Genomic DNA, 18,117 nt, shown 5'->3' with positions numbered 1-18,117 from the left:
GGTGTCAGAACCACTGCCCCGGTTCCATCAATCCCAGATCAAGGAGCTGGCGGGAGTGCCATTCAAAGGGCGCAGAGTTGTGCCATTTGAATGTTTCGATCTCATATCGGCTGCCCGGGTTGGATTTGAGCGCTTTTGCAGTGCGGAACGAGCATATTGTTGCGGTCAGGTTGTGATGCCATGCACATGAATATGTATTGTATTCTTCATTCGTAAACGTGTGGTCCTCGCGCAATTTAAGGCCGGTTGTTGCGCGAAAAATCGCAATGCGGTCAATCTTGCGACGTGAGGAGGGGACATGCTCTTCATAGCGCCAACGCAAACCGCCATAAAAATCAAGCTGCCGTTCTTTCGGGTGGCCATGGTTTTCAGGGTCGGGCCGTGCCAGCGCGTAATACCCCGAACGATCCAGATGCGCGCGCTCAAGCGAAACGGCGTCATAGTTCACGTCCAGATCATCGGCATAAAGGTCGATGATATAGGTGAGCATGGAATCCCGACGCTCTTCTGTATGAAACGCCAGCATCTCGGTTACGGCACGCGTTTCGCAGAAGGGATAGAAAAGGAATTCGGCGTTGTAGCAGTAGAAAATCCACTGGCCTGGTGCTGCGTCAATGATTGTATTGATTGCGGTCTGTGTCGCATCCTGCTGGGAGAGGTCAAAATCGATGCGATGCACAGTTTCTTGCAAGTCGCGCGGCAGATCAAACACGGCTGGCATCAGGACAAGAACATGGGCAAATCCCAGTTGCAGGTGATGGCGTAGGGTTGTGTCTACTTCGACATCATCCTCGACCAGCACAATGGCAATCGGCCCCTTGGCAAGGGCTGCTTTTTGCGTTGTCACAAAATGACTGAGCGAAGTGTAGCGCAAGTTATCCATAGTTACCTGTATCACCATCATTGGGTTTTGCGATAGAATCGGTTAATTCGCCGTGCATTGCAAGATGGCGCACACGCTGTTACCTCCCGCGGCACCCCATTCCCGATCTTTCATACGCAGGCGAGCCCGATGTCCGAGACAAAAACAGACACCCCCAAGAAGCTCTTTATCAAGACCTATGGCTGTCAGATGAACGTCTATGACAGCGAACGCATGGCCGAGAGCCTTGAAGACTATGTCGCCACGGACAAGGCAGAAGATGCGGATATGATCCTGCTCAACACCTGCCATATCCGTGAGAAGGCCGCCGAGAAGGTCTATTCCGAGCTGGGTCGTATGAAGCCACTGAAGGAGTTGAACCCCAATCTCAAGATTGGCGTGACAGGATGTGTAGCGCAAGCCGAAGGCGCCGAGATAATGCGTCGCCAGCCCGCAGTGGATCTGGTTGTCGGCCCGCAATCCTATCACCGCTTGCCCCAGATGGAGGCGCGGGTGCGTGAGGGCAAAACGGCGCTCGACACGGATTTCCCCGAAGAGGACAAATTCAACCACCTCAAAGGGCGCGGCACAAAGGCAAAGCGCGCACCAGCTGCTTTCCTGACGGTCCAAGAAGGCTGTGACAAGTTCTGTGCCTTCTGTGTTGTCCCTTATACCCGCGGTGCCGAAGTTTCCCGACCCGCAGAGCAAGTTGTGCGTGAAGCGCAGGAACTGGTCGAGCGCGGTGTGCGCGAAGTCACGTTGCTGGGTCAGAATGTTAATGCTTACCATGGTGGTATGACACTGGCGCAACTCATCCGTGCGCTGGGAAAGGTGGACGGATTAGAGCGTATCCGCTATACGACCAGCCACCCTAACGACATGGACGATGACCTTATTGCGGCCCATGCAGATACGCCGCAGTTGATGCCTTATCTGCATTTGCCTGTGCAATCAGGCTCTGACCGCATCCTTAAGCGGATGAACCGTAAGCATACGGCCGAAAGCTATCTGCGGTTGATCGAGCGTATTCGCGAGGTCCGTCCCGACATTATGATGTCCGGTGATTTCATTGTAGGCTTCCCCGAAGAGACCGAGGAGGACTTCCAAGCCACGATGGATTTGGTGGAAGAGGTCAACTACGGATATGCGTATAGCTTCAAGTACTCAACGCGCCCCGGCACGCCTGCCGCGGAGCGTGCGCAGGTTGATCCTGCGCAAGCCGATGCACGGTTGCAACGCCTCCAAGCGCTGATCTCGCGCCAGCAATACGCCATCCAGGAAAGTATGGTTGGGCGTGAGCTTAGCGTGCTGGTCGAAAAGGCAGGCCGGCAGGAGGGACAGATGTTGGGCAAATCCGAATATCTGCATTCAGTCCATATCGATAATGCCACCGCACAGATTGGCGATGTGGTTCGCGTGCGCTGTACCCGTGCGATGACGAACTCCCTCACTGCAGTTGAAATCTAACGCTTTGCAATGCTGCGCTGATCCAATCGCCAGCGCAGCAGCGCCACGCGGTCCTGACCAAAGAACGGCTCGCCCTCAAATACAAAACAAGGCACGCGCCAATGGTTAGCCACCTCTAACGCGGCCTGATTTGCATTCAGCTCTGCCAGATGATCCCCGCCTTTTATAGTTGTGCTCATCTCACTCAGATCAAGCCCTACACGTGCCGCCGCTTCAGCGAGGAGCTTGCGCCAGTCCCAATCCTTTGTCCCGCCAAACAGAAGCTGTGCGACTTCTTTTACAAACGTACACCCAAACTGCGCCGCTCGGCCACCGCGCCATAAGAACTCAGGCGGTAGATATAGGGCTGCTCCGGCGCGATCTGCATGGTTGCGAGGTCTTGCACAATCGGATCGGAGGAAGGCCAATGCGCAGGCGCTCCCAAAAAATCGGCACGGCGCGGCCAACGGAGTAAGATATATTTTGCCCATGCAGCTTTCGCAGGATCGAAAAGGTCTGGTTTGCGCACTGCAATCGGTAAAACAGGTCTTAGCGCTACATGTACGGCATAATCCTTGCGCAAACCCATCATGTCGGGAGTGGCAAGATAGGAGTAGGGGCTGCGGAAAAGACCAATAGACGTCAATAAGTGGCGCATTCGCTTGTGCAGACTCGGGTGACCGAAGAGATTCCTTTCAGCAGCTTGCCAGACCCCGACCCTGCACCACAGGCATGCAGTGAGTCGCGCAGATTCGCATCGATCGCGCCCCATAACGTCTGGAATTTGGTATAATTTTGCCCGTATGGGTCCTCAAAATACGTTAAATCTGCGGATTCTGGGCGCGTTGTTGCGGTATCTGCCACATTGGACTTTCCTCACCCTGCCGATTTGCATACCGTTAGGACATGTGGGGATGATCCGGGCTGCTGCCGTAGTTCGAAAAAGATCACCTCGGGGGAATGATAAAAGGAAAAGAGCTGTGGCTAACACACTTTTCAAGGTAATGCGCATGGCCGCGGGGGCAGCGCTTGTTGCTACTCTGGCACTGCAAGGCGCCGCTGTCAGCGCGCAAACGAAATCACAACAGGGCCGCGATAAAGGTCAGTATATTCCAACGATCTGGGTTGATCCAGATGGCTGTGAGCACTGGGTTATGGACGATGGTGTCGAGGGCTACATGACGCCCCATACGAACCGTCAGGGTATCCCAGTCTGTCGCCGTGGGAACGTCTGTGGCGTAATGCAAAGCGACCAGTTCTTTGCCACCAACTCGGCACGTATTTCCAAGCATGGTCAGGCCCGCCTGCACGAGTTCTTCCGCAAGACCCGCGCGACCAGCTATATCATCACAGGTCACACCGACAGCCGTGCCTCTGACGCATACAACATGCGCCTGTCGCTCAACCGCGCGAATGCAGTCGCGAAGGTGGCGAAATCGTCTGGCGCGCGTATTGCTGATGTGCGCGGATACGGGGAGCGTCAACCGGCTGCCTCCAACGGCTCGTCTTCTGGCATGGCAAAGAACCGCCGCGTCGAAATTATCTGCGTCCGTTAAGGGGATAAGTACATGAATATATTGAAAATCACTGCGCTTGTCGCCTTCGCAACTGTTGTAGCTGGGTGTGAGGATTTTCAGGTCCGCGCAAATGGCCCTGACAAAACCTTAGATCGTGGCATCGACAAAAAGCACCTCAGCCAACTTGAGGCCGGAATTTGGGTTGATCCAAACGGCTGTGACCATTGGATTATTGATGACGGTGTCGAGGGCTATCTGTCCGCACGTCTCGACAAGTACGGCAAGCCTGTCTGCTCTGGCGTAGCTCCGCCAACCCAAACAGTGGGTGACTTCAAAAAGGGCGCAACTGGTATTATCGGCGACCCGATCTGACCTTGCTCTACCTCACATGACATTGAAACGGGGCCGGAGTGTTTTTCACTGCGGCCCTTTTTGTATGGGCGCACTGGTAATGCCCAAACCAGCGCCTATTTGTTAGCTTCTGCACTGCGAAAGGACACCGCCCTTGCCAACATCTGATACGATCACGCCCGAGACCGGCCCCCCGGGCCCCGTGCTTGAATTCTCTGATAACCGGTTGCTCATTGATCTGTGCGGTCCTTATGACCAATACCTTGCGGCGATTGAAAAAGCGCTTGAGGTCCAGATCGTGCGGCGTGGCAATTTCCTCACGTTGATTGGGGAGGCGCACGCGACCGAAGCCGCGGCCCAAGTGCTACAATCGCTTTATGCGCGTCTTGAGGGTGGACGCGGTGTTGAGCCTGCTGATGTGGATATGATCCTGCGTATGGGAAATTCCGAAACAAATACAGGTGTGCGTGCAGGCGATCAGATCGAAATGCCGATCACGCATAGCATTGAAATCCAGACCCGTAAAAAGCGTGTGGAGCCGCGCACAAAAGCGCAAAAAGATTACGTTAAATCGTTGTTCGCGAATGAGTTGGCCTTTGGCATCGGGCCTGCGGGTACTGGTAAAACTTATCTCGCCGTGGCCGTTGGCGTGTCGATGTTCCTGAGTGGCAAAGTAGACAAGATCATCCTGAGCCGTCCCGCCGTTGAGGCAGGGGAGCGTTTGGGCTTTCTCCCCGGCACGCAGGACGAGAAGATCGATCCTTACATGCAACCGCTTTATGATGCGCTCAACGACTTCTTGCCAGGCAAGCAATTGGCAAAACTGCGAGAGGAAAAGACGATTGAGATTGCACCCTTGGCATTCATGCGGGGACGCACGCTGAGTAATGCATTCGTCGTGCTCGACGAGGCACAAAACGCCACCACCATGCAAATGAAAATGTTTCTGACGCGACTGGGCGAGGGCTCTCGCATGGTGATCACGGGCGACCGGACGCAGATTGACTTGCCGCGCGGCCAAGCGTCAGGGCTCGCCGATGCCGAGCGGATGCTCAAGCATATCCCCAAGATCGGCTTCAACTATTTCACATCCAAAGACGTTGTGCGCCATCCACTGGTCGCCGCCATCATTGAAGCCTATGAAGCTGATGCCGAGCGTGCGCTCGAACGCGACACGTGAACACGCTCGACATCCTGATTGAAGCAGAAGCATGGGACGAGGAGATGCTCACATCGCTTGCGACTAGCGCAGTGAAAGCAACCTTGTTCCACATGCAGTTGGCTGCAGAGGAGTGCGAAGTCACACTGCTTGCCTGCGACGACGGGCGCATCACGACCCTAAACGCCGAGTTCAGGGATAAACCGACAGCGACAAATGTCCTCAGTTGGCCCACGCAACCTTTGGCGCCCCCCGCCGAAGGGCAAGCCCCGCCACCACCCGAACGCGGCTTTGACCAGATGTTCGAGCTGGGCGATATCGCGCTCAGCTATGACACATGCGCACGCGAAGCAGGGGCGGCAGGCAAACCTTTTGCAGATCATCTGACTCACCTGATTGTGCATGGTACCCTACATTTGCTAGGGTACGATCACATCACCGACGGCGATGCCGCGCTTATGGAGCGGATTGAAGTCGAAATTCTTGGCAATTTGGGTCTGGATGACCCATATACTGCCGATATCACGATCACAGGCGCCTCATGAGACCGCCGCTTCCAGAGACAGGACCCAATGGGCGACACTGACGGATCTTCTACAGCTGCGCAAAGCGCGCAGGACCAAACCTTCCCCGACGACATAAGCCACCACCACGAGGTGGAGCCCGGTAAAGCCGGATTTTTCAGCCGTGTGATTGGGGCGCTCAGCCCGTCCGAAGCGCCGGATGAAGACGCCCCCTCTGCGTCCAACGGCGAGCGAGGGACGACTGGCATGGGTAATCTGCGCCGCATGCGTGTGGACGATGTGATGATCCCCAAGGCGGATATTACCGCCGTGCCAGTCACTTCGACGATGGACGAGTTGGTGACGGTCTTCAAGGAAAGCGGTTTGACGCGGCTACCCGTCTATGACGGCACGCTCGACACCCCTGTGGGGCTTGCGCATCTCAAGGATCTGGCATTGCAGTTCGGCTTTAGCGGCACTGCAAAAAATTTTGATCTGGCTGAAATGGTTCGTCCGTTGGTCTATGTGCCGCCGTCGATGACCATCGGCGTGCTTCTCACCAAGATGCAGGCAGAGCGTCGGCACATGGCGCTGGTGATTGATGAATACGGCGGTGTGGATGGGCTTGTTACAATCGAGGATTTGATTGAGCAGGTCATCGGCCAGATCGAAGACGAGCATGATATCGACGAAGATGTGGTCTATTGGTCCGAGGAAAAGCCGGGCCAATATCTTGCTCTTGCCAAGACACCTTTGTCGGAATTCGAGGCTGAGGTGGGTCAATCCCTTACCGACCACGATGACGTGGACGAGGAAGAGATCGACACACTGGGCGGACTGGTGGTGATGCTGTCGGGCCGTGTGCCTGCGCGCGGCGAAGTTGTTGTGCATCCCGATGGACCTGAATTCGAAGTGATGGACGCCGACCCGCGCCGCATCAAACGGCTGCGTGTCCGGATGAGCGGCTCTCCTACTTTATGAGCAGACGGCTAAAGGGTACGCTCCTGTCGCTTATTGCAGGGACTGTAGCAGCCCTTGGCCAAGCGCCATTCGATCTCTCTGGCATGATGATGCTGGGGATATTTATCGGGTTTGAGACAATGCGTCGGGTGCGAAACCCGTTTGAGGCTGCGACCGTCGGGTTTGTTGTGGGATTTGCCTATTTTGCGATCACGCTGCATTGGATCGTTTCGCCCTTCTTGGTGGACGCTGCCCAGCACGGCTGGATGGCACCTTTTGCCGTTATTCTTATGGCCGCAGGTGGTGCGCTCTTTTGGTCCTTAGCGTTCTATCTGTCCCGTCGATTGTCCGCGCAACTTTGGGTATTGATCCCCTGCTGGGCAGGGGTCGAGCTTTTGCGTGCTTATGTTTTTACAGGATTTCCGTGGGCCACACCTGCGCAGGCGATGGTGGATACTCTCGGCGGGCAGGTGTTGGCATGGATCGGTCCGCACGGCCTCAACCTGTTGATGCTGGCGGTTGCCTATGCCTTTGCCATGCTCGGGAGCCAGACAATTGCGATGCGCTTTGCCACTTGGGCGGTTCTTATCGTTCTTATCTGGTCGCGCCCCGAGATGTCCCCTCCGGTAATGACGCAGACGGTGCTACGCCTTGTGCAACCCAATGCGCCCCAGCACGAAAAATGGGATCCTGAAAAGATCGGCATCTTTTATGAGCGTCAACTCCGCTTTACAGCGGCTCCTGCGGACCCAAATATGAGTGCGCCCGATGCGGTGATCTGGCCTGAGACTGCAATACCGTGGAACCTTACTTACTCCGAAACGATCCTGCGCGAAATCAGCGCCGCTGCCCGCGGGAAACCTGTTATCCTCGGCGTGCAGCGCACCGAAGAGGGGCGGCATTACAACAGTCTGGTCACTCTCGGGCCCGAAGGCGACGTGACCCAGCTTTATGACAAGCACCATCTAGTGCCCTTTGGCGAATATGTCCCTTTGGGAAACTTCATGGCGCGATTTGGCATTTACGGCATGGCCCCCCAGCATGGTGCAGGCTTTAGTGCGGGGGAGGGTGCGGCCCTGTTAGACCTCGGGCCACTGGGCCTTGCACTTCCGCTGATCTGTTATGAGGCTGTTTTTGCCCATGACGTGAACGCCAGCCCCGCCCGGCCCGATTTTATTATCCATGCCACCAACGATGCATGGTTTGGCACATATGCAGGTCCGCAACAGCATCTCGCTCAGGCTCGTATGCGTGCGATTGAGCAAGGCTTACCCGTGGCGCGTGCCGCCAATACGGGCATCTCCGCCATGATCGATCCTCACGGGCGCATCCTCCGAAGCCTTGGCATGGGGGAGGCGGGCTATATTGACGCGCCTCTTCCGGCACCTCTTGCGCCCACTCTCTATAGCAGGACGGGCGATTGGCCTGTGGTGGTGCTTTTGCTCGTGCTCGCAGGGGTGTTGCGCATATCGGCAGGCACCGTACGCAAACCGAATAGCGATTGACCCCTCAGGCGGGGGAGATTACTTCGGACCCAACGCACCACAACGGCTTCCTGACGTGGCGCAAGATTTTTATTGGAGCACGTTCATGTCCCGCAAATCCTATGTTTTCACTTCGGAATCCGTTTCCGAGGGCCACCCAGATAAAGTCTGCGATCGGATCAGCGATGCTGTGCTCGACGCGTTCATCGCCGAAGAGCCAGAAGCGCGGGTCGCGGCCGAGACGTTTGCCACCACCAATCGCGTTGTGATCGGCGGAGAAGTCGGACTGTCTGACCGTGACAAGCTGCACAGCTACATGGGCAAGATAGAGGACATCGCGCGGGCTTGTATCAAGGACATCGGATATGAGCAGGACAAGTTTCACCACGAGACTGTCGAGATCACAAACCTGCTGCACGAGCAATCTGCGCATATCGCCCAAGGTGTGAACTCCTCCAAAGATAAAGACGAGGGCGCTGGCGATCAGGGCATTATGTTCGGTTACGCGACGGATGAGACAGAGCATCTGATGCCCGCCCCTGTCCATTATGCCCACGCGATCCTGCGCCGCTTGGCCGAAGTGCGCAAAGACGGGACAGAGCCTACGCTGCGCCCGGATGCAAAATCCCAACTTTCTGTGCGCTACGTGGATGGCAAACCCGTTGGCGTCTCGTCGATTGTACTCAGCACGCAGCACGCCGATGAGAGCCAGACCAGCGCGGACATCCGTAACATCGTTGAGCCATATATCCGTGAAGTGCTGCCTGAGGGATGGATTTCAGCCGACACTGAATGGTGGGTGAACCCCACGGGTACATTTGTGATCGGTGGCCCTGATGGCGATGCGGGTCTTACTGGACGCAAGATCATTGTTGACACCTATGGCGGGGCAGCCCCCCATGGCGGTGGTGCATTTTCTGGCAAAGACCCTACAAAAGTAGACCGCTCCGCAGCTTATGCCGCACGCTATCTTGCGAAGAATGTCGTTGCCGCAGGCATGGCGTCCAAATGTACGATCCAGCTTAGCTATGCCATCGGGGTGAGCAAACCTTTGTCAATTTATTGCGACACTTTCGGCACAGGCGAAGTTGATCCCGAAGCGATTGAGCGTGCAATTGCCCAAGCGATGGACCTCACCCCGCGTGGTATCCGTGAGCATTTGCAGCTGAACAAACCGATCTATCAACGCACAGCTGCTTACGGCCACTTTGGCCGCGCGCCTGAATCTGACGGTGGTTTCAGCTGGGAGAAAACTGATTTGGCAGAAAAGCTCAAATCAGCAGTCTAAACTGCCACTTTCGGCGCAGTGCTAGTCTGGCCTGCGCCGAAAGATTGACGGCGGTTTTGATGAATTGAGGGTCGGCTTCTTCGGGCGAATAGACGGGACCCTTGCATTGATCCCCGAAGCTGGAGGTCCATTGCCGTCGCGGGTTTCAGGAATGGTAGGTCCGTCTGCTGAGACCGATCCACCAAGATGATCGAGATCATCCAGAAACACCCATAGCCTTCGCATAGACCCTTCAACCTGTTCGACCCGCAGCGCTGCATCTTCAGGCTTGATCAGGCCGATTTCACGCAGGCCGCGCATCTGCCGCATGATCCGGCTGACAATCGGTTTGATATCTTGCGCACAACCGCGCGAGAAACTCTGTACGGTCTCGTTCACCATTGCGGACTGTCCCATATGGGCTGCCATGGCGCGGGCCAGTTGTGATTTTTGTAATGCGATGATTGCAGCTCTTGTGAGGGTTAGCTGCGAAATCTCGTCCTTAACCAGATAGTCGCTGAACCCCAGTTTGAGCGCTTGTATGGCAATATCGTTCTGTTCTGTGCCTGTGATCATCACTGTGGCCGCCGTACAATTCACTGCATCGGCGCGAATGATCTCAACCCCTTCAAGGCCCGTCCCATCGTTGAGGTGGTAATCCAGTAAGATCAGGTCAAACCGATCCTTTTTGAGGCGGTCGCGCAAATCCGATAGGGAACAGGCCTCAACAACATGGGTTGTGAAGTCAAAAGCGCGGCAAAGCTTTTTGAGGCGCGTGCGGTCGAAATCATTGTCGTCAACAATCAGGATGCTGGCAAATTCTGGCGCAACAGCAGCTTTCAGGTGGGGGCTTTGGTGAATTCTGGTCAGTTGGCTCATCTGGTGTCTCCTGCGGGTCCGGGTTGCCACAGTTTTACGCGACAGGGTCTTAAATATCTGTTCACTTTGAGAAGAAGGGCAACCCATTGCAGCGCCGCGTCATCCCCGCTACATCGCTGGCATGAAAACGCCAGATTCAAAGACACCAGTCAGACCCCGCCGCAATTTTTATGGTCGCCTCAAGGGCCACAACCTCAAGCAATCCCAAAAGGAATATCTTGAGGAAGACCTCGCATCACTTTCGCCCGGCCGGGTAAGCTGGGATGATAATCCAGAGCGCAATTTGCTGGACACAGACGCGATGTTCGGGGGCAGGCCTGTCTGGCTCGAGATCGGGTTTGGTGGCGGCGAGCATATGGTACATCAAGCGGCCAGCAATCCGGATGTCGGTATCATCGGGGCAGAGCCCTATATTAATGGTGTGGCCATGCTGCTGGGCAAAATCCGTAAAGCAGAGGTGGATAACGTCAAAGTGCATCCCGGCGATGTGCGCGACATGTTTGACGTTCTTGCCCCGCAGAGCATTTCGCGTGCCTTCCTCCTTTATCCTGATCCTTGGCCCAAGACCCGCCATCATCGCCGCCGCTTTGTAACCGAAGAACATCTTGTCCCGCTGCACCGCGTGCTCAAGCCCGGCTCCATCTTTCGGGTAGCCACTGATATTGAGGACTACGTGCGCCAAACGCTGGAGGAAGTGCCGCGCTTTGGTTTTGAATGGTTGGCCGAGCGTCCTGCCGACTGGCGTGAGCCTTGGGATGACTGGATCTCGACCCGTTATGAGCAAAAAGCCCTGCGCGAGGGTCGTACGCCGCACTATCTTACGTTCCGACGTGTATAACAGCGCCTGAATATTGCGGCGCGGCATGGACCTGCTTCAACGAGCAGTTTAGAAGGTCTGTAACTGTAAAATGAGGGCGCTAACATGTCGGGCCATGGTGATCCAATTCCAATGACGTCAACTGCTTGCGATCCGCTGCGCGGTACCGCAGATGTGCCAGGAGACAAGTCGATCTCGCACCGCTCGCTTATCCTCGGGGCGATGTGTGTAGGCGAGACAACGATCACTGGGTTACTTGAGGGGCAGGACGTCCTTGATACCGCAAAGGCTATGCGTGCCTTTGGCGCACAAGTGACGGATCACGGCGGCGGAAAATGGTCTGTGCACGGTGTCGGTGTCGGCGGTTTTACCGAGCCCGATGGCGTGATTGATTGTGGTAACTCTGGCACGGGCGTGCGCCTGATTATGGGGGCGATGGCGACCCAGCCGATCACCGCAACATTCAGTGGAGATGCCAGCCTCAATGGTCGCCCTATGGCGCGTGTGACGGACCCGCTGGCGCTTTTTGGCTGTCAGGCTGTGGGCCGTTCAGGGGGCCGCTTGCCCATGACATTGGTTGGCGCGCGCGAACCTGTTCCCGTGCGCTATACTGTGCCTGTTCCCTCCGCGCAGGTAAAATCTGCTGTTCTCCTCGCGGGGCTTAATGCCCCCGGGCAAACAGTGGTAATCGAGAAAGAAGCCACCCGCGACCATACAGAGCGGATGCTGCTAGGATTTGGCGCGGAAGTGTCGGTCGTGGAAACAGCTGAGGGGCGCGAAATTACGCTTACGGGCCAGCCCGAATTAAACGCGCAACACATCGAAGTGCCGCGCGATCCATCTTCCGCCGCGTTTCCCGTCTGCGCCGCGCTGGTTGTTCCTGGCTCTGACGTGCTGGTGCCGGGTATCGGGCTTAACCCCACACGTGCTGGCCTGTTCACCACGCTGCGTGAAATGGGTGCGGACCTCACCTATGAGAACGAGAGGGTTGAGGGCGGTGAGCCTGTTGCAGACCTGCGGGCACGCTTCTCGCCTGACATGAAAGGGATCGAAGTGCCGCCCGCCCGTGCCGCCAGCATGATTGACGAATATCCCGTCCTCAGCGTGGTTGCCGCCTATGCAAGTGGGCAGACCGTGATGCGCGGCGTGCGCGAGTTGCGGGTCAAGGAAAGCGACCGCATTGACGCTATGGCAAAAGGTCTGCGGGCCAATGGCATCGACGTCGACGAGGGGGAGGATTGGTGGACTGTGACAGGCGCAGGGCACGGCAATGTCGCGGGCGGTGGGCTGTGCGCCAGCCAGTTGGACCACCGCATCGCAATGTCCTTCCTGATCCTCGGTATGGCTGCGAACGCGCCTGTGCGGGTGGATGACGGCGGCCCCATCGCGACATCTTTCCCGATCTTCGAGCCTTTGATGACAGCCCTCGGTGCATGGGTGAGCCGTGATGGATAACGGATTTATTGTGGCCATTGACGGTCCTGCCGCAGCGGGCAAGGGCACGGTATCAAAGGCCGTCGCCGCGCATTTTGGCTTTGCCCATCTCGATACGGGCCTGCTCTACCGTGCCGTTGGTGCAAAAGTACTGGCAGGGAGCGAGCCACATAAAGCTGCCCGTTCCTTGGCCCCTGAAGACCTTGAGAGTGACAGCCTGAGAACCCCCGATGTGGCACAAGCGGCGAGCAAAGTCGCGGTGATCGCAGAAGTCCGCGCAGCATTGCTTGATTTCCAGCGCAGCTTTGCCGCGCGTTCTGGGGGTGCCGTGCTTGATGGGCGCGACATTGGCACGGTGATTTGCCCAAATGCGGATGTGAAACTCTTTGTTACGGCTAGTGCTGAAGTCCGCGCACAGCGCCGCTTTTCCGAGCTGTCGGAGCGTGGAATAGCTGACAGCTACGAGACCGTGCTTGCGGATGTAAAAGCCCGCGATGCGCGTGATATGGAGCGGGTTGAGGCCCCTTTGAAACCTGCGGCGGATGCGACGATCATCGACACCTCTCGTCTGTCCATTGATGAAGCGGTTTCAGCAGCTGTTGCCGCAATTGCGATGGCAGGCGGCGTGAAAGCCTGAGGCGCGCGGGCCGACACGAACAAAGCGTGATATTTTTCTATTAGAGGCGGTGCCGTACATGGGTGACATCAAAAAGCAGATCATTTGTATCAATTGGGGTACAAAGTACGGCGCACCCTATATCAATCGGCTCTACGCGATGTGCGCACGCAACATCACAGGTCCCTTTACCATGACTTGTTTTACCGACAGCAATGAGGGCGTGCGTGCAGAAGTAATCTGCCGTGATTTGCCGCCCAGCGATATCGTCATGCCAAAGTCAAAAGGCATCTGGCCCAAGTCTCGGCTCTGGAACGAAACGCTTGAGGGTGTTGAGGGACCTGTGTTGTTTCTCGACCTTGATCTGGTGATCACAGGCAATATGGACGGGTTTTTTGAGTACGGCGATCCAGAGGACGTGATTCTTGCACGCAATCCCACCACCCCGTTTGAAAAGTTGGGCCAGACTTCGCTCTTCCGATTTCCAGTCGGCAAGCTGGCTCCGTTGCTGGAAATATTTCGGGCGGATCCACAAGGAATTGCAGACCAATATACATTCGAGCAGCGCTTTGTGACGCGCAATGCCCCCGGCGGTGTGAAATTCTGGCCCAAGCCTTGGGTGCGCCATTTCCGAACGCAATGTGTGCCGCTCTTTCCGATGAACTACTTTATCGCACCGCGCCTGCCCAAGGATGCGCGGGTCGTGATTTTTCCGGCCACGCCCAATCCGCCTGACGCGCTGTTGGGGCGGTGGGTGCCAGAGGAAGGGAACCGCACGCGCGGCGAGCATCTGATGCGTGCTATCCGTGGGCCGCGCCACTTCAAAAAACGGTTCCGCCATTTGCGTCGGTTTATGCTGCCCACCCCGTGGATCGCGGACCACTGGCGCGAGTAACTCTTGAATTGCTCCTTTTGCAGGCCATCTGTCTGAACAACAATCAAATGGAGAATGAACTTGAAAACTGCACAAAACTACCTCGATGCGGCAAATGCTGATGTACCTAAAATGGACGCCAAAGATGCCGTTGCCAAACATGACGCTGGCAATGGTGTATTTATCGATGTGCGTGACAGCGCCGGAATTGCCGAGAGCGGCACCATCAAGGGTGCGCACCGCATTCCACGAGGTCTTATCGAATTCCGTGCTGACCCTGCTGTAGAAGCGATGCACGATCCCGTTTTCCAGAAAGATGCCGAAATCTATTTAATCTGCGGGGCAGGTGGGCAGGCTGCACTGGCGGGTAAAACGCTCAAAGAAATGGGCTATTCCAACGTCACGAATATCGGCGGTTTCACCGCATGGAAAGACGCAGGCGGCCCCACCGAGGCGTGAGTGCTAGCACCCTGCCAAAATGCCTTGGCGGGGTGCAAAACCCGACGCAGGATCTCTGCGCAGCTGCGGCCTTGAATTTCGCAAGTTCGAACTAGTTTGTTCAATACAATTACTGGGTGCGATGAGCGTACTCTGAGTGGTCTCGGCCTGTTCGGATGATGTGGACCACTCCTAAATTTCCTTGATGAAACTGATGAGATGTCCATGACCCAAACAAAAAATATCCATTCCGCTGCCCGTTCTTACGCCGAGGAAGTTATCGCAGGCACCCTGTCGCGCCGCGAGTTTTTGACCCGCGCCACTGCGTTGGGCGTGACAACCACAGCCGCCTACGGATTGTTGGGTTTGTCCCAACCCGCAAAGGCGGCGGCACATATCGCACCGGGCGGTACAATGCGGATTGAATCCATTGTTAAGGGAATGAAAGATCCGCGTACGTTCGACTGGCCGCAAATGTCGAATTTTACCCGCGGCTACTTTGAATACTTGGCGGAGTATCAGGTGGACGGCACGATCACACCCATGCTGCTTGAGGGCTGGGACGTGAATGTGGACGCCACTGAATACACGCTCAAAGTCCGCCCTGGCGTAACGTGGAACAACGGCGATCCCTTCACCGCAGAAGATGTGGCGTTCAACATCGCACGCTGGTGTGAGAAGGACGTTGAGGGCAATTCCATGGCCTCGCGGATGCAGTCTTTGGTTGATGCGGACACGGGCAAAGCACGCGAAGGGGCGATCACAGTAGTTGATGCCTCTACGGTCAAGCTCATGCTCGGTGCGCCTGATATCACGCTCATCGCGGGTTTTTCTGACTATCCGGCAAGCATTGTGCATCAAAGCTTTAACGGTGATCCACTCGACAATCCGATCGGCACTGGCCCTTACATGCCTGCCGAATTCGAAGTGGGCGTAAAGGCTGTCCTGGTTAAGAACACGGACCACACATGGTGGGGTGAGGGTGCGTATCTCGACCGGATTGAATACATCGACTACGGCACGGATCAGGCCTCCATCGTCGCTGGCGTTGATTCCGACGAAGTGGACATGGTGTACGAATCAATTGGCGAGTTTATCTTGCTGCTCGACGATATGGGCTTGGCCAAATCCGAGGCGATCACAGCCAATACGGTGGTGCTGCGCCCGAACCAAGAGGCGGAAGTGGACGGCAAAAAACCCTATGCCGATGTTCGCGTGCGCCGCGCTTTGGCCATGGCCATCGACAACAACGTTCTGCTTGAGCTTGGGTTTTCCAGCAATGGCACGCTTGGCGAGAACCACCATGTCTCACCGATCCATCCCGAATACGCTGAAATTCCCGCGCCGACCTTTGATCCCGCAGGCGCCAAAGCCCTCATGGAAGAGGCTGGCATGGCCGATTTCGAGCATGAGTTGATCTCCATCGACGACACATGGCGCAAAGACACCTCGGACGCGGCAGCCGCAATGCTGCGCGACGCTGGGATAAAGGCAAAGCGCACTGTCTTGCCCGGCTCGACCTTCTGGAACGATTGGGTGAAATATCCATTTTCTACCACAGATTGGGCGCAGCGGCCTTTGGGCGTTCAGGTGCTGGCACTCGCATACCGTTCTGGCGAGCCTTGGAACGAGAGTGCTTTTGCAAATGAAGAATTTGACGCACTACTGGGCGAAGCGTTGGCCATTGCTGATGCCGACCAGCGCCGCGAGGTCATGGCGAAGTTGCAAAAGATTATGCAGGACGAAGGCGTGATTATCCAACCCTACTGGCGCTCGATCTATCGCCATCACAAGGACACGGTCGTGGGCGCCCAGATGCACCCCATGTTCGAGATCCACGTGGCCAAGCTTGGTTTCACAGCCTAGGTTAAAAACGAAGGTCCGGTCGCTTGAAAAAGCAGCCGGACCTTTTCAGGTTTGAAGGTGTTAACCGCGAGCGACTGCCAACACCTTTGTATTTATCGGTCAAGACCGTAGCCCGCGCAAAAAAAAAGTGTGCGACGGGTTATACTCCGCCGCACACTCAGATGTGCAGATCTATGCTCAGACGCCCAAGCCCGAGAGATTGGCGTTTGCCAGATCCAGCAGCGCATTCGCACGATCCAGCTCAAACTGAGCGCGCTCTGCGGGGGTCATGCCGTCAGTAGGTTGTGGGTCTGGAGTGGCGGTATTATCAGGCTGGCTGGTATCTGGCGTATCGCCACCGCCTGTTGCCGGAACAAACGTAACACCCGGTTCGAGAACCAGTCCGGTATTGGGTGCGGTTCCAACTTGATCGTCCGGCACGCCGAGCCAAACATTCGGACCTGTCTCATCTTCTTCAAGCTCTTCTACCGCATTGTTGGTCATCCAGAAAAAATTGGTTGAGATATTGGGCTCTTCATTGATGAAGTTGCTGATCGACTGGAGAAATGGGCCAGAGTAGCTGTTGTTACTTTGCGACGTCAGTTCGGAATACCCCAAATCGACTTCTGCAATCAGACGGGCCTCATTCTCCGGATCAAAGCCGTTTGCAATGATATTCGCTTGTGCATCCTCGGATACCTCCTGCATCCCGAGGGGTGTCTCTATGATGTAGAGCGTACGGGTAGTGATGAAGCTATCGCCTTCGGACGTGTCCACTTCATCATAGACCAGATGCACGCCGCTCTCCATGCGCGTAAAGTAGAAATCGAGGGTGGCATTGGGGTTGGTCAAGTCAATCTCGGCGACGTGCTCGCCGACATACGACTGGTCAATGTGCAAAACTATGCTCGGTGCACTCTCGAATTCGCGGGTGATCAGCGTCTCCGTAAAGGGGGTACCTGCGGCGTCGACCTTCTCAATGACCTCGCGCGTTTCAATGCCTTCAGGGCCGCTGATGTTGCTGTTCAGCGCTGCGGCGACCCGTGTGGTGTCTTCGTTGTATGTGATAGCATAGGTCGTGTCCTGTTCGTATTCGACGGCGATCAGGTTTTCGCCTTCGGGAGCAGTCACGATAAAGTTGCGATCTGAGTTTTCACCAGATGATGGACCCTCGCTCAGCACCGTTTCATCGGGTACCTCGCTGCCATCCGCCATAAAGACAGTCACAGGGTCAGTGATACGCGGGGCAGGCATCGGATCACTTGGTGGTGCCTGATACACGCTTTCCGTATCCAAAGTGCTGTCCTCGGGCTGGTCAGGAGCGTCGGCATCGGGCGTCACAGAATCGCTGCTATCTGCGGGAACAATCCCATCGCCGAGGTCTGGGGCCGAAGCCTCGATCAGGTCAATTTCAGGTTCAGTTTCAGGGATTTCTTGTGGCGTGTCCTGATCATCGATTTCGGGGCTGTCGCCTGAGGACATCATCCCTGCAAGGCCTACAGATAAAATTGCCAAAATTCCAATTGCCAACATTCGATTTATCCTCAAAATAAAGTGTTCCTGACGATCGTGCCGCCGCCGTTAACCATCGTTCTACCTGCGGTTTAGGGCGTGATTGAGGCTGAACATGGCAACAATGGGAAAAGGTAAGGGCAATTGTTTCGC

Annotated in this window: 19 protein-coding genes and 1 riboswitch; of the genes, 14 read left to right on the top strand and 5 right to left on the bottom strand. The window is 56.1% G+C overall.

The window, feature by feature from the left end; all coding sequences use genetic code 11:
- Positions 1-4 precede the first annotated feature (4 nt).
- Positions 5-883 (bottom strand): glycosyltransferase family 2 protein, encoded by an 879-nt coding sequence (locus Q0775_RS03635; RefSeq protein WP_298857973.1) that lies wholly within the window; start codon positions 881-883, stop codon positions 5-7.
- A 129-nt stretch (positions 884-1,012) separates the two neighbouring features.
- On the opposite strand from Q0775_RS03635, the gene miaB reads away from it, so the two are divergent.
- A complete protein-coding gene (miaB, locus tag Q0775_RS03630; protein WP_298857972.1) occupies positions 1,013-2,329 on the top strand; it encodes a tRNA (N6-isopentenyl adenosine(37)-C2)-methylthiotransferase MiaB in 1,317 nt (438 codons plus the stop codon).
- On the opposite strand, the gene Q0775_RS03625 is transcribed toward miaB, so the two are convergent.
- Both Q0775_RS03625 and Q0775_RS03620 read right to left on the bottom strand, forming a co-directional pair.
- On the bottom strand, positions 2,326-2,508 hold the full coding sequence (locus Q0775_RS03625) for a hypothetical protein (protein WP_298857971.1): 183 nt from the start codon (positions 2,506-2,508) through the stop codon (positions 2,326-2,328). The two genes, miaB and Q0775_RS03625, sit on opposite strands and share 4 nt — an antisense overlap.
- Positions 2,509-2,606: 98 nt before the next feature.
- Positions 2,607-2,966 carry a hypothetical protein gene (locus tag Q0775_RS03620; protein ID WP_298857970.1) on the bottom strand — a complete coding sequence of 120 codons (360 nt, stop codon included), beginning with the start codon at positions 2,964-2,966 and terminating at the stop codon, positions 2,607-2,609.
- A gap of 322 nt (positions 2,967-3,288) precedes the next feature.
- Here Q0775_RS03620 and Q0775_RS03615 point away from each other — a divergent pair, with 322 nt between their 5' ends.
- From Q0775_RS03615 to metK, 7 genes are all read left to right on the top strand, one after another.
- Positions 3,289-3,864 (top strand): OmpA family protein, encoded by a 576-nt coding sequence (locus tag Q0775_RS03615; protein ID WP_298857969.1) that lies wholly within the window; start codon positions 3,289-3,291, stop codon positions 3,862-3,864.
- 12 nt (positions 3,865-3,876) lie between these two features.
- Positions 3,877-4,197: a hypothetical protein gene (locus tag Q0775_RS03610; RefSeq protein ID WP_298857968.1), complete on the top strand. Its 321-nt coding sequence runs from the start codon at positions 3,877-3,879 to the stop codon at positions 4,195-4,197.
- Positions 4,198-4,330: 133 nt separating this feature from the next.
- Complete coding sequence (locus tag Q0775_RS03605) at positions 4,331-5,356, top strand: PhoH family protein (RefSeq protein ID WP_298857967.1); 1,026 nt, start codon at positions 4,331-4,333, stop codon at positions 5,354-5,356.
- Positions 5,357-5,400: 44 nt separating this feature from the next.
- Positions 5,401-5,880 (top strand): rRNA maturation RNase YbeY, encoded by a 480-nt coding sequence (gene ybeY / locus Q0775_RS03600; RefSeq protein WP_298859933.1) that lies wholly within the window; start codon positions 5,401-5,403, stop codon positions 5,878-5,880.
- Positions 5,881-5,907: 27 nt separating this feature from the next.
- Positions 5,908-6,819: a hemolysin family protein gene (locus Q0775_RS03595; protein WP_298857966.1), complete on the top strand. Its 912-nt coding sequence runs from the start codon at positions 5,908-5,910 to the stop codon at positions 6,817-6,819.
- A complete protein-coding gene (gene lnt / locus Q0775_RS03590; protein ID WP_298857965.1) occupies positions 6,816-8,303 on the top strand; it encodes an apolipoprotein N-acyltransferase in 1,488 nt (495 codons plus the stop codon). The genes Q0775_RS03595 and lnt overlap by 4 nt, the downstream gene beginning before the upstream one ends.
- Positions 8,304-8,334: 31 nt before the next feature.
- A riboswitch (SAM-SAH riboswitch) is annotated at positions 8,335-8,383 on the top strand.
- A 5-nt stretch (positions 8,384-8,388) separates the two neighbouring features.
- Positions 8,389-9,570, top strand: coding sequence for a methionine adenosyltransferase (gene metK, locus Q0775_RS03585; protein ID WP_298857964.1), 1,182 nt, complete (start codon positions 8,389-8,391; stop codon positions 9,568-9,570).
- A gap of 21 nt (positions 9,571-9,591) precedes the next feature.
- Here metK and Q0775_RS03580 read toward each other — a convergent pair whose 3' ends face one another.
- Positions 9,592-10,428, bottom strand: coding sequence for a response regulator (locus tag Q0775_RS03580; protein WP_298857963.1), 837 nt, complete (start codon positions 10,426-10,428; stop codon positions 9,592-9,594).
- A 121-nt stretch (positions 10,429-10,549) separates the two neighbouring features.
- On the opposite strand from Q0775_RS03580, the gene trmB reads away from it, so the two are divergent.
- The 6 genes from trmB to Q0775_RS03550 all read left to right on the top strand — a co-directional run bounded on the left by trmB (position 10,550) and on the right by Q0775_RS03550 (position 16,473).
- Positions 10,550-11,266, top strand: a complete 717-nt coding sequence (gene trmB, locus Q0775_RS03575; protein ID WP_298857962.1) for a tRNA (guanosine(46)-N7)-methyltransferase TrmB — start codon at positions 10,550-10,552, stop codon at positions 11,264-11,266.
- Between the two features lie 84 nt (positions 11,267-11,350).
- On the top strand, positions 11,351-12,700 hold the full coding sequence (gene aroA / locus Q0775_RS03570; RefSeq protein ID WP_298857961.1) for a 3-phosphoshikimate 1-carboxyvinyltransferase: 1,350 nt from the start codon (positions 11,351-11,353) through the stop codon (positions 12,698-12,700).
- The gene (cmk, locus tag Q0775_RS03565) at positions 12,693-13,316 is read left to right on the top strand and encodes a (d)CMP kinase (RefSeq protein WP_298857960.1); all 624 of its coding nucleotides are present in this window, start codon (positions 12,693-12,695) and stop codon (positions 13,314-13,316) included. Before aroA ends, cmk begins: the two co-directional genes overlap by 8 nt.
- Positions 13,317-13,383: 67 nt before the next feature.
- A complete protein-coding gene (locus Q0775_RS03560; RefSeq protein WP_298859930.1) occupies positions 13,384-14,190 on the top strand; it encodes a glycosyl transferase in 807 nt (268 codons plus the stop codon).
- A gap of 60 nt (positions 14,191-14,250) precedes the next feature.
- Positions 14,251-14,628 carry a rhodanese-like domain-containing protein gene (locus tag Q0775_RS03555; RefSeq protein ID WP_298857959.1) on the top strand — a complete coding sequence of 126 codons (378 nt, stop codon included), beginning with the start codon at positions 14,251-14,253 and terminating at the stop codon, positions 14,626-14,628.
- Between the two features lie 204 nt (positions 14,629-14,832).
- Complete coding sequence (locus tag Q0775_RS03550) at positions 14,833-16,473, top strand: ABC transporter substrate-binding protein (protein WP_298857958.1); 1,641 nt, start codon at positions 14,833-14,835, stop codon at positions 16,471-16,473.
- A 177-nt stretch (positions 16,474-16,650) separates the two neighbouring features.
- Here Q0775_RS03550 and Q0775_RS03545 read toward each other — a convergent pair whose 3' ends face one another.
- Positions 16,651-17,985: a hypothetical protein gene (locus tag Q0775_RS03545; RefSeq protein WP_298857957.1), complete on the bottom strand. Its 1,335-nt coding sequence runs from the start codon at positions 17,983-17,985 to the stop codon at positions 16,651-16,653.
- Between the last annotated feature and the right edge of the window lie 132 nt (positions 17,986-18,117).

Origin of the sequence: uncultured Sulfitobacter sp., from assembly GCF_947499945.1 — a bacterium.
GTDB lineage: Bacteria > Pseudomonadota > Alphaproteobacteria > Rhodobacterales > Rhodobacteraceae > Sulfitobacter.
Note: the sequence above shows the minus strand (reverse complement) of the source record. Positions and strands in the feature narration are given on the sequence as shown.

Bases quoted from the DNA above. Each gene is read 5' to 3' on its own strand.
- Q0775_RS03610 (WP_298857968.1), top strand. From the start codon at position 3,877: ATGAATATATTGAAAATCACTGCGCTTGTCGCCTTCGCAACTGTTGTA.
- cmk (WP_298857960.1), top strand. From the start codon at position 12,693: ATGGATAACGGATTTATTGTGGCCATTGACGGTCCTGCCGCAGCGGGC.
- metK (WP_298857964.1), top strand. From the start codon at position 8,389: ATGTCCCGCAAATCCTATGTTTTCACTTCGGAATCCGTTTCCGAGGGC.
- Q0775_RS03620 (WP_298857970.1), bottom strand. From the start codon at position 2,966: ATGCGCCACTTATTGACGTCTATTGGTCTTTTCCGCAGCCCCTACTCC.
- trmB (WP_298857962.1), top strand. From the start codon at position 10,550: ATGAAAACGCCAGATTCAAAGACACCAGTCAGACCCCGCCGCAATTTT.
- miaB (WP_298857972.1), top strand. From the start codon at position 1,013: ATGTCCGAGACAAAAACAGACACCCCCAAGAAGCTCTTTATCAAGACC.
- ybeY (WP_298859933.1), top strand. From the start codon at position 5,401: ATGCTCACATCGCTTGCGACTAGCGCAGTGAAAGCAACCTTGTTCCAC.
- Q0775_RS03595 (WP_298857966.1), top strand. From the start codon at position 5,908: ATGGGCGACACTGACGGATCTTCTACAGCTGCGCAAAGCGCGCAGGAC.
- Q0775_RS03580 (WP_298857963.1), bottom strand. From the start codon at position 10,428: ATGAGCCAACTGACCAGAATTCACCAAAGCCCCCACCTGAAAGCTGCT.
- Q0775_RS03545 (WP_298857957.1), bottom strand. From the start codon at position 17,985: ATGTTGGCAATTGGAATTTTGGCAATTTTATCTGTAGGCCTTGCAGGG.
- lnt (WP_298857965.1), top strand. From the start codon at position 6,816: ATGAGCAGACGGCTAAAGGGTACGCTCCTGTCGCTTATTGCAGGGACT.
- aroA (WP_298857961.1), top strand. From the start codon at position 11,351: ATGTCGGGCCATGGTGATCCAATTCCAATGACGTCAACTGCTTGCGAT.
- Q0775_RS03635 (WP_298857973.1), bottom strand. From the start codon at position 883: ATGGATAACTTGCGCTACACTTCGCTCAGTCATTTTGTGACAACGCAA.
- Q0775_RS03625 (WP_298857971.1), bottom strand. From the start codon at position 2,508: ATGAGCACAACTATAAAAGGCGGGGATCATCTGGCAGAGCTGAATGCA.
- Q0775_RS03550 (WP_298857958.1), top strand. From the start codon at position 14,833: ATGACCCAAACAAAAAATATCCATTCCGCTGCCCGTTCTTACGCCGAG.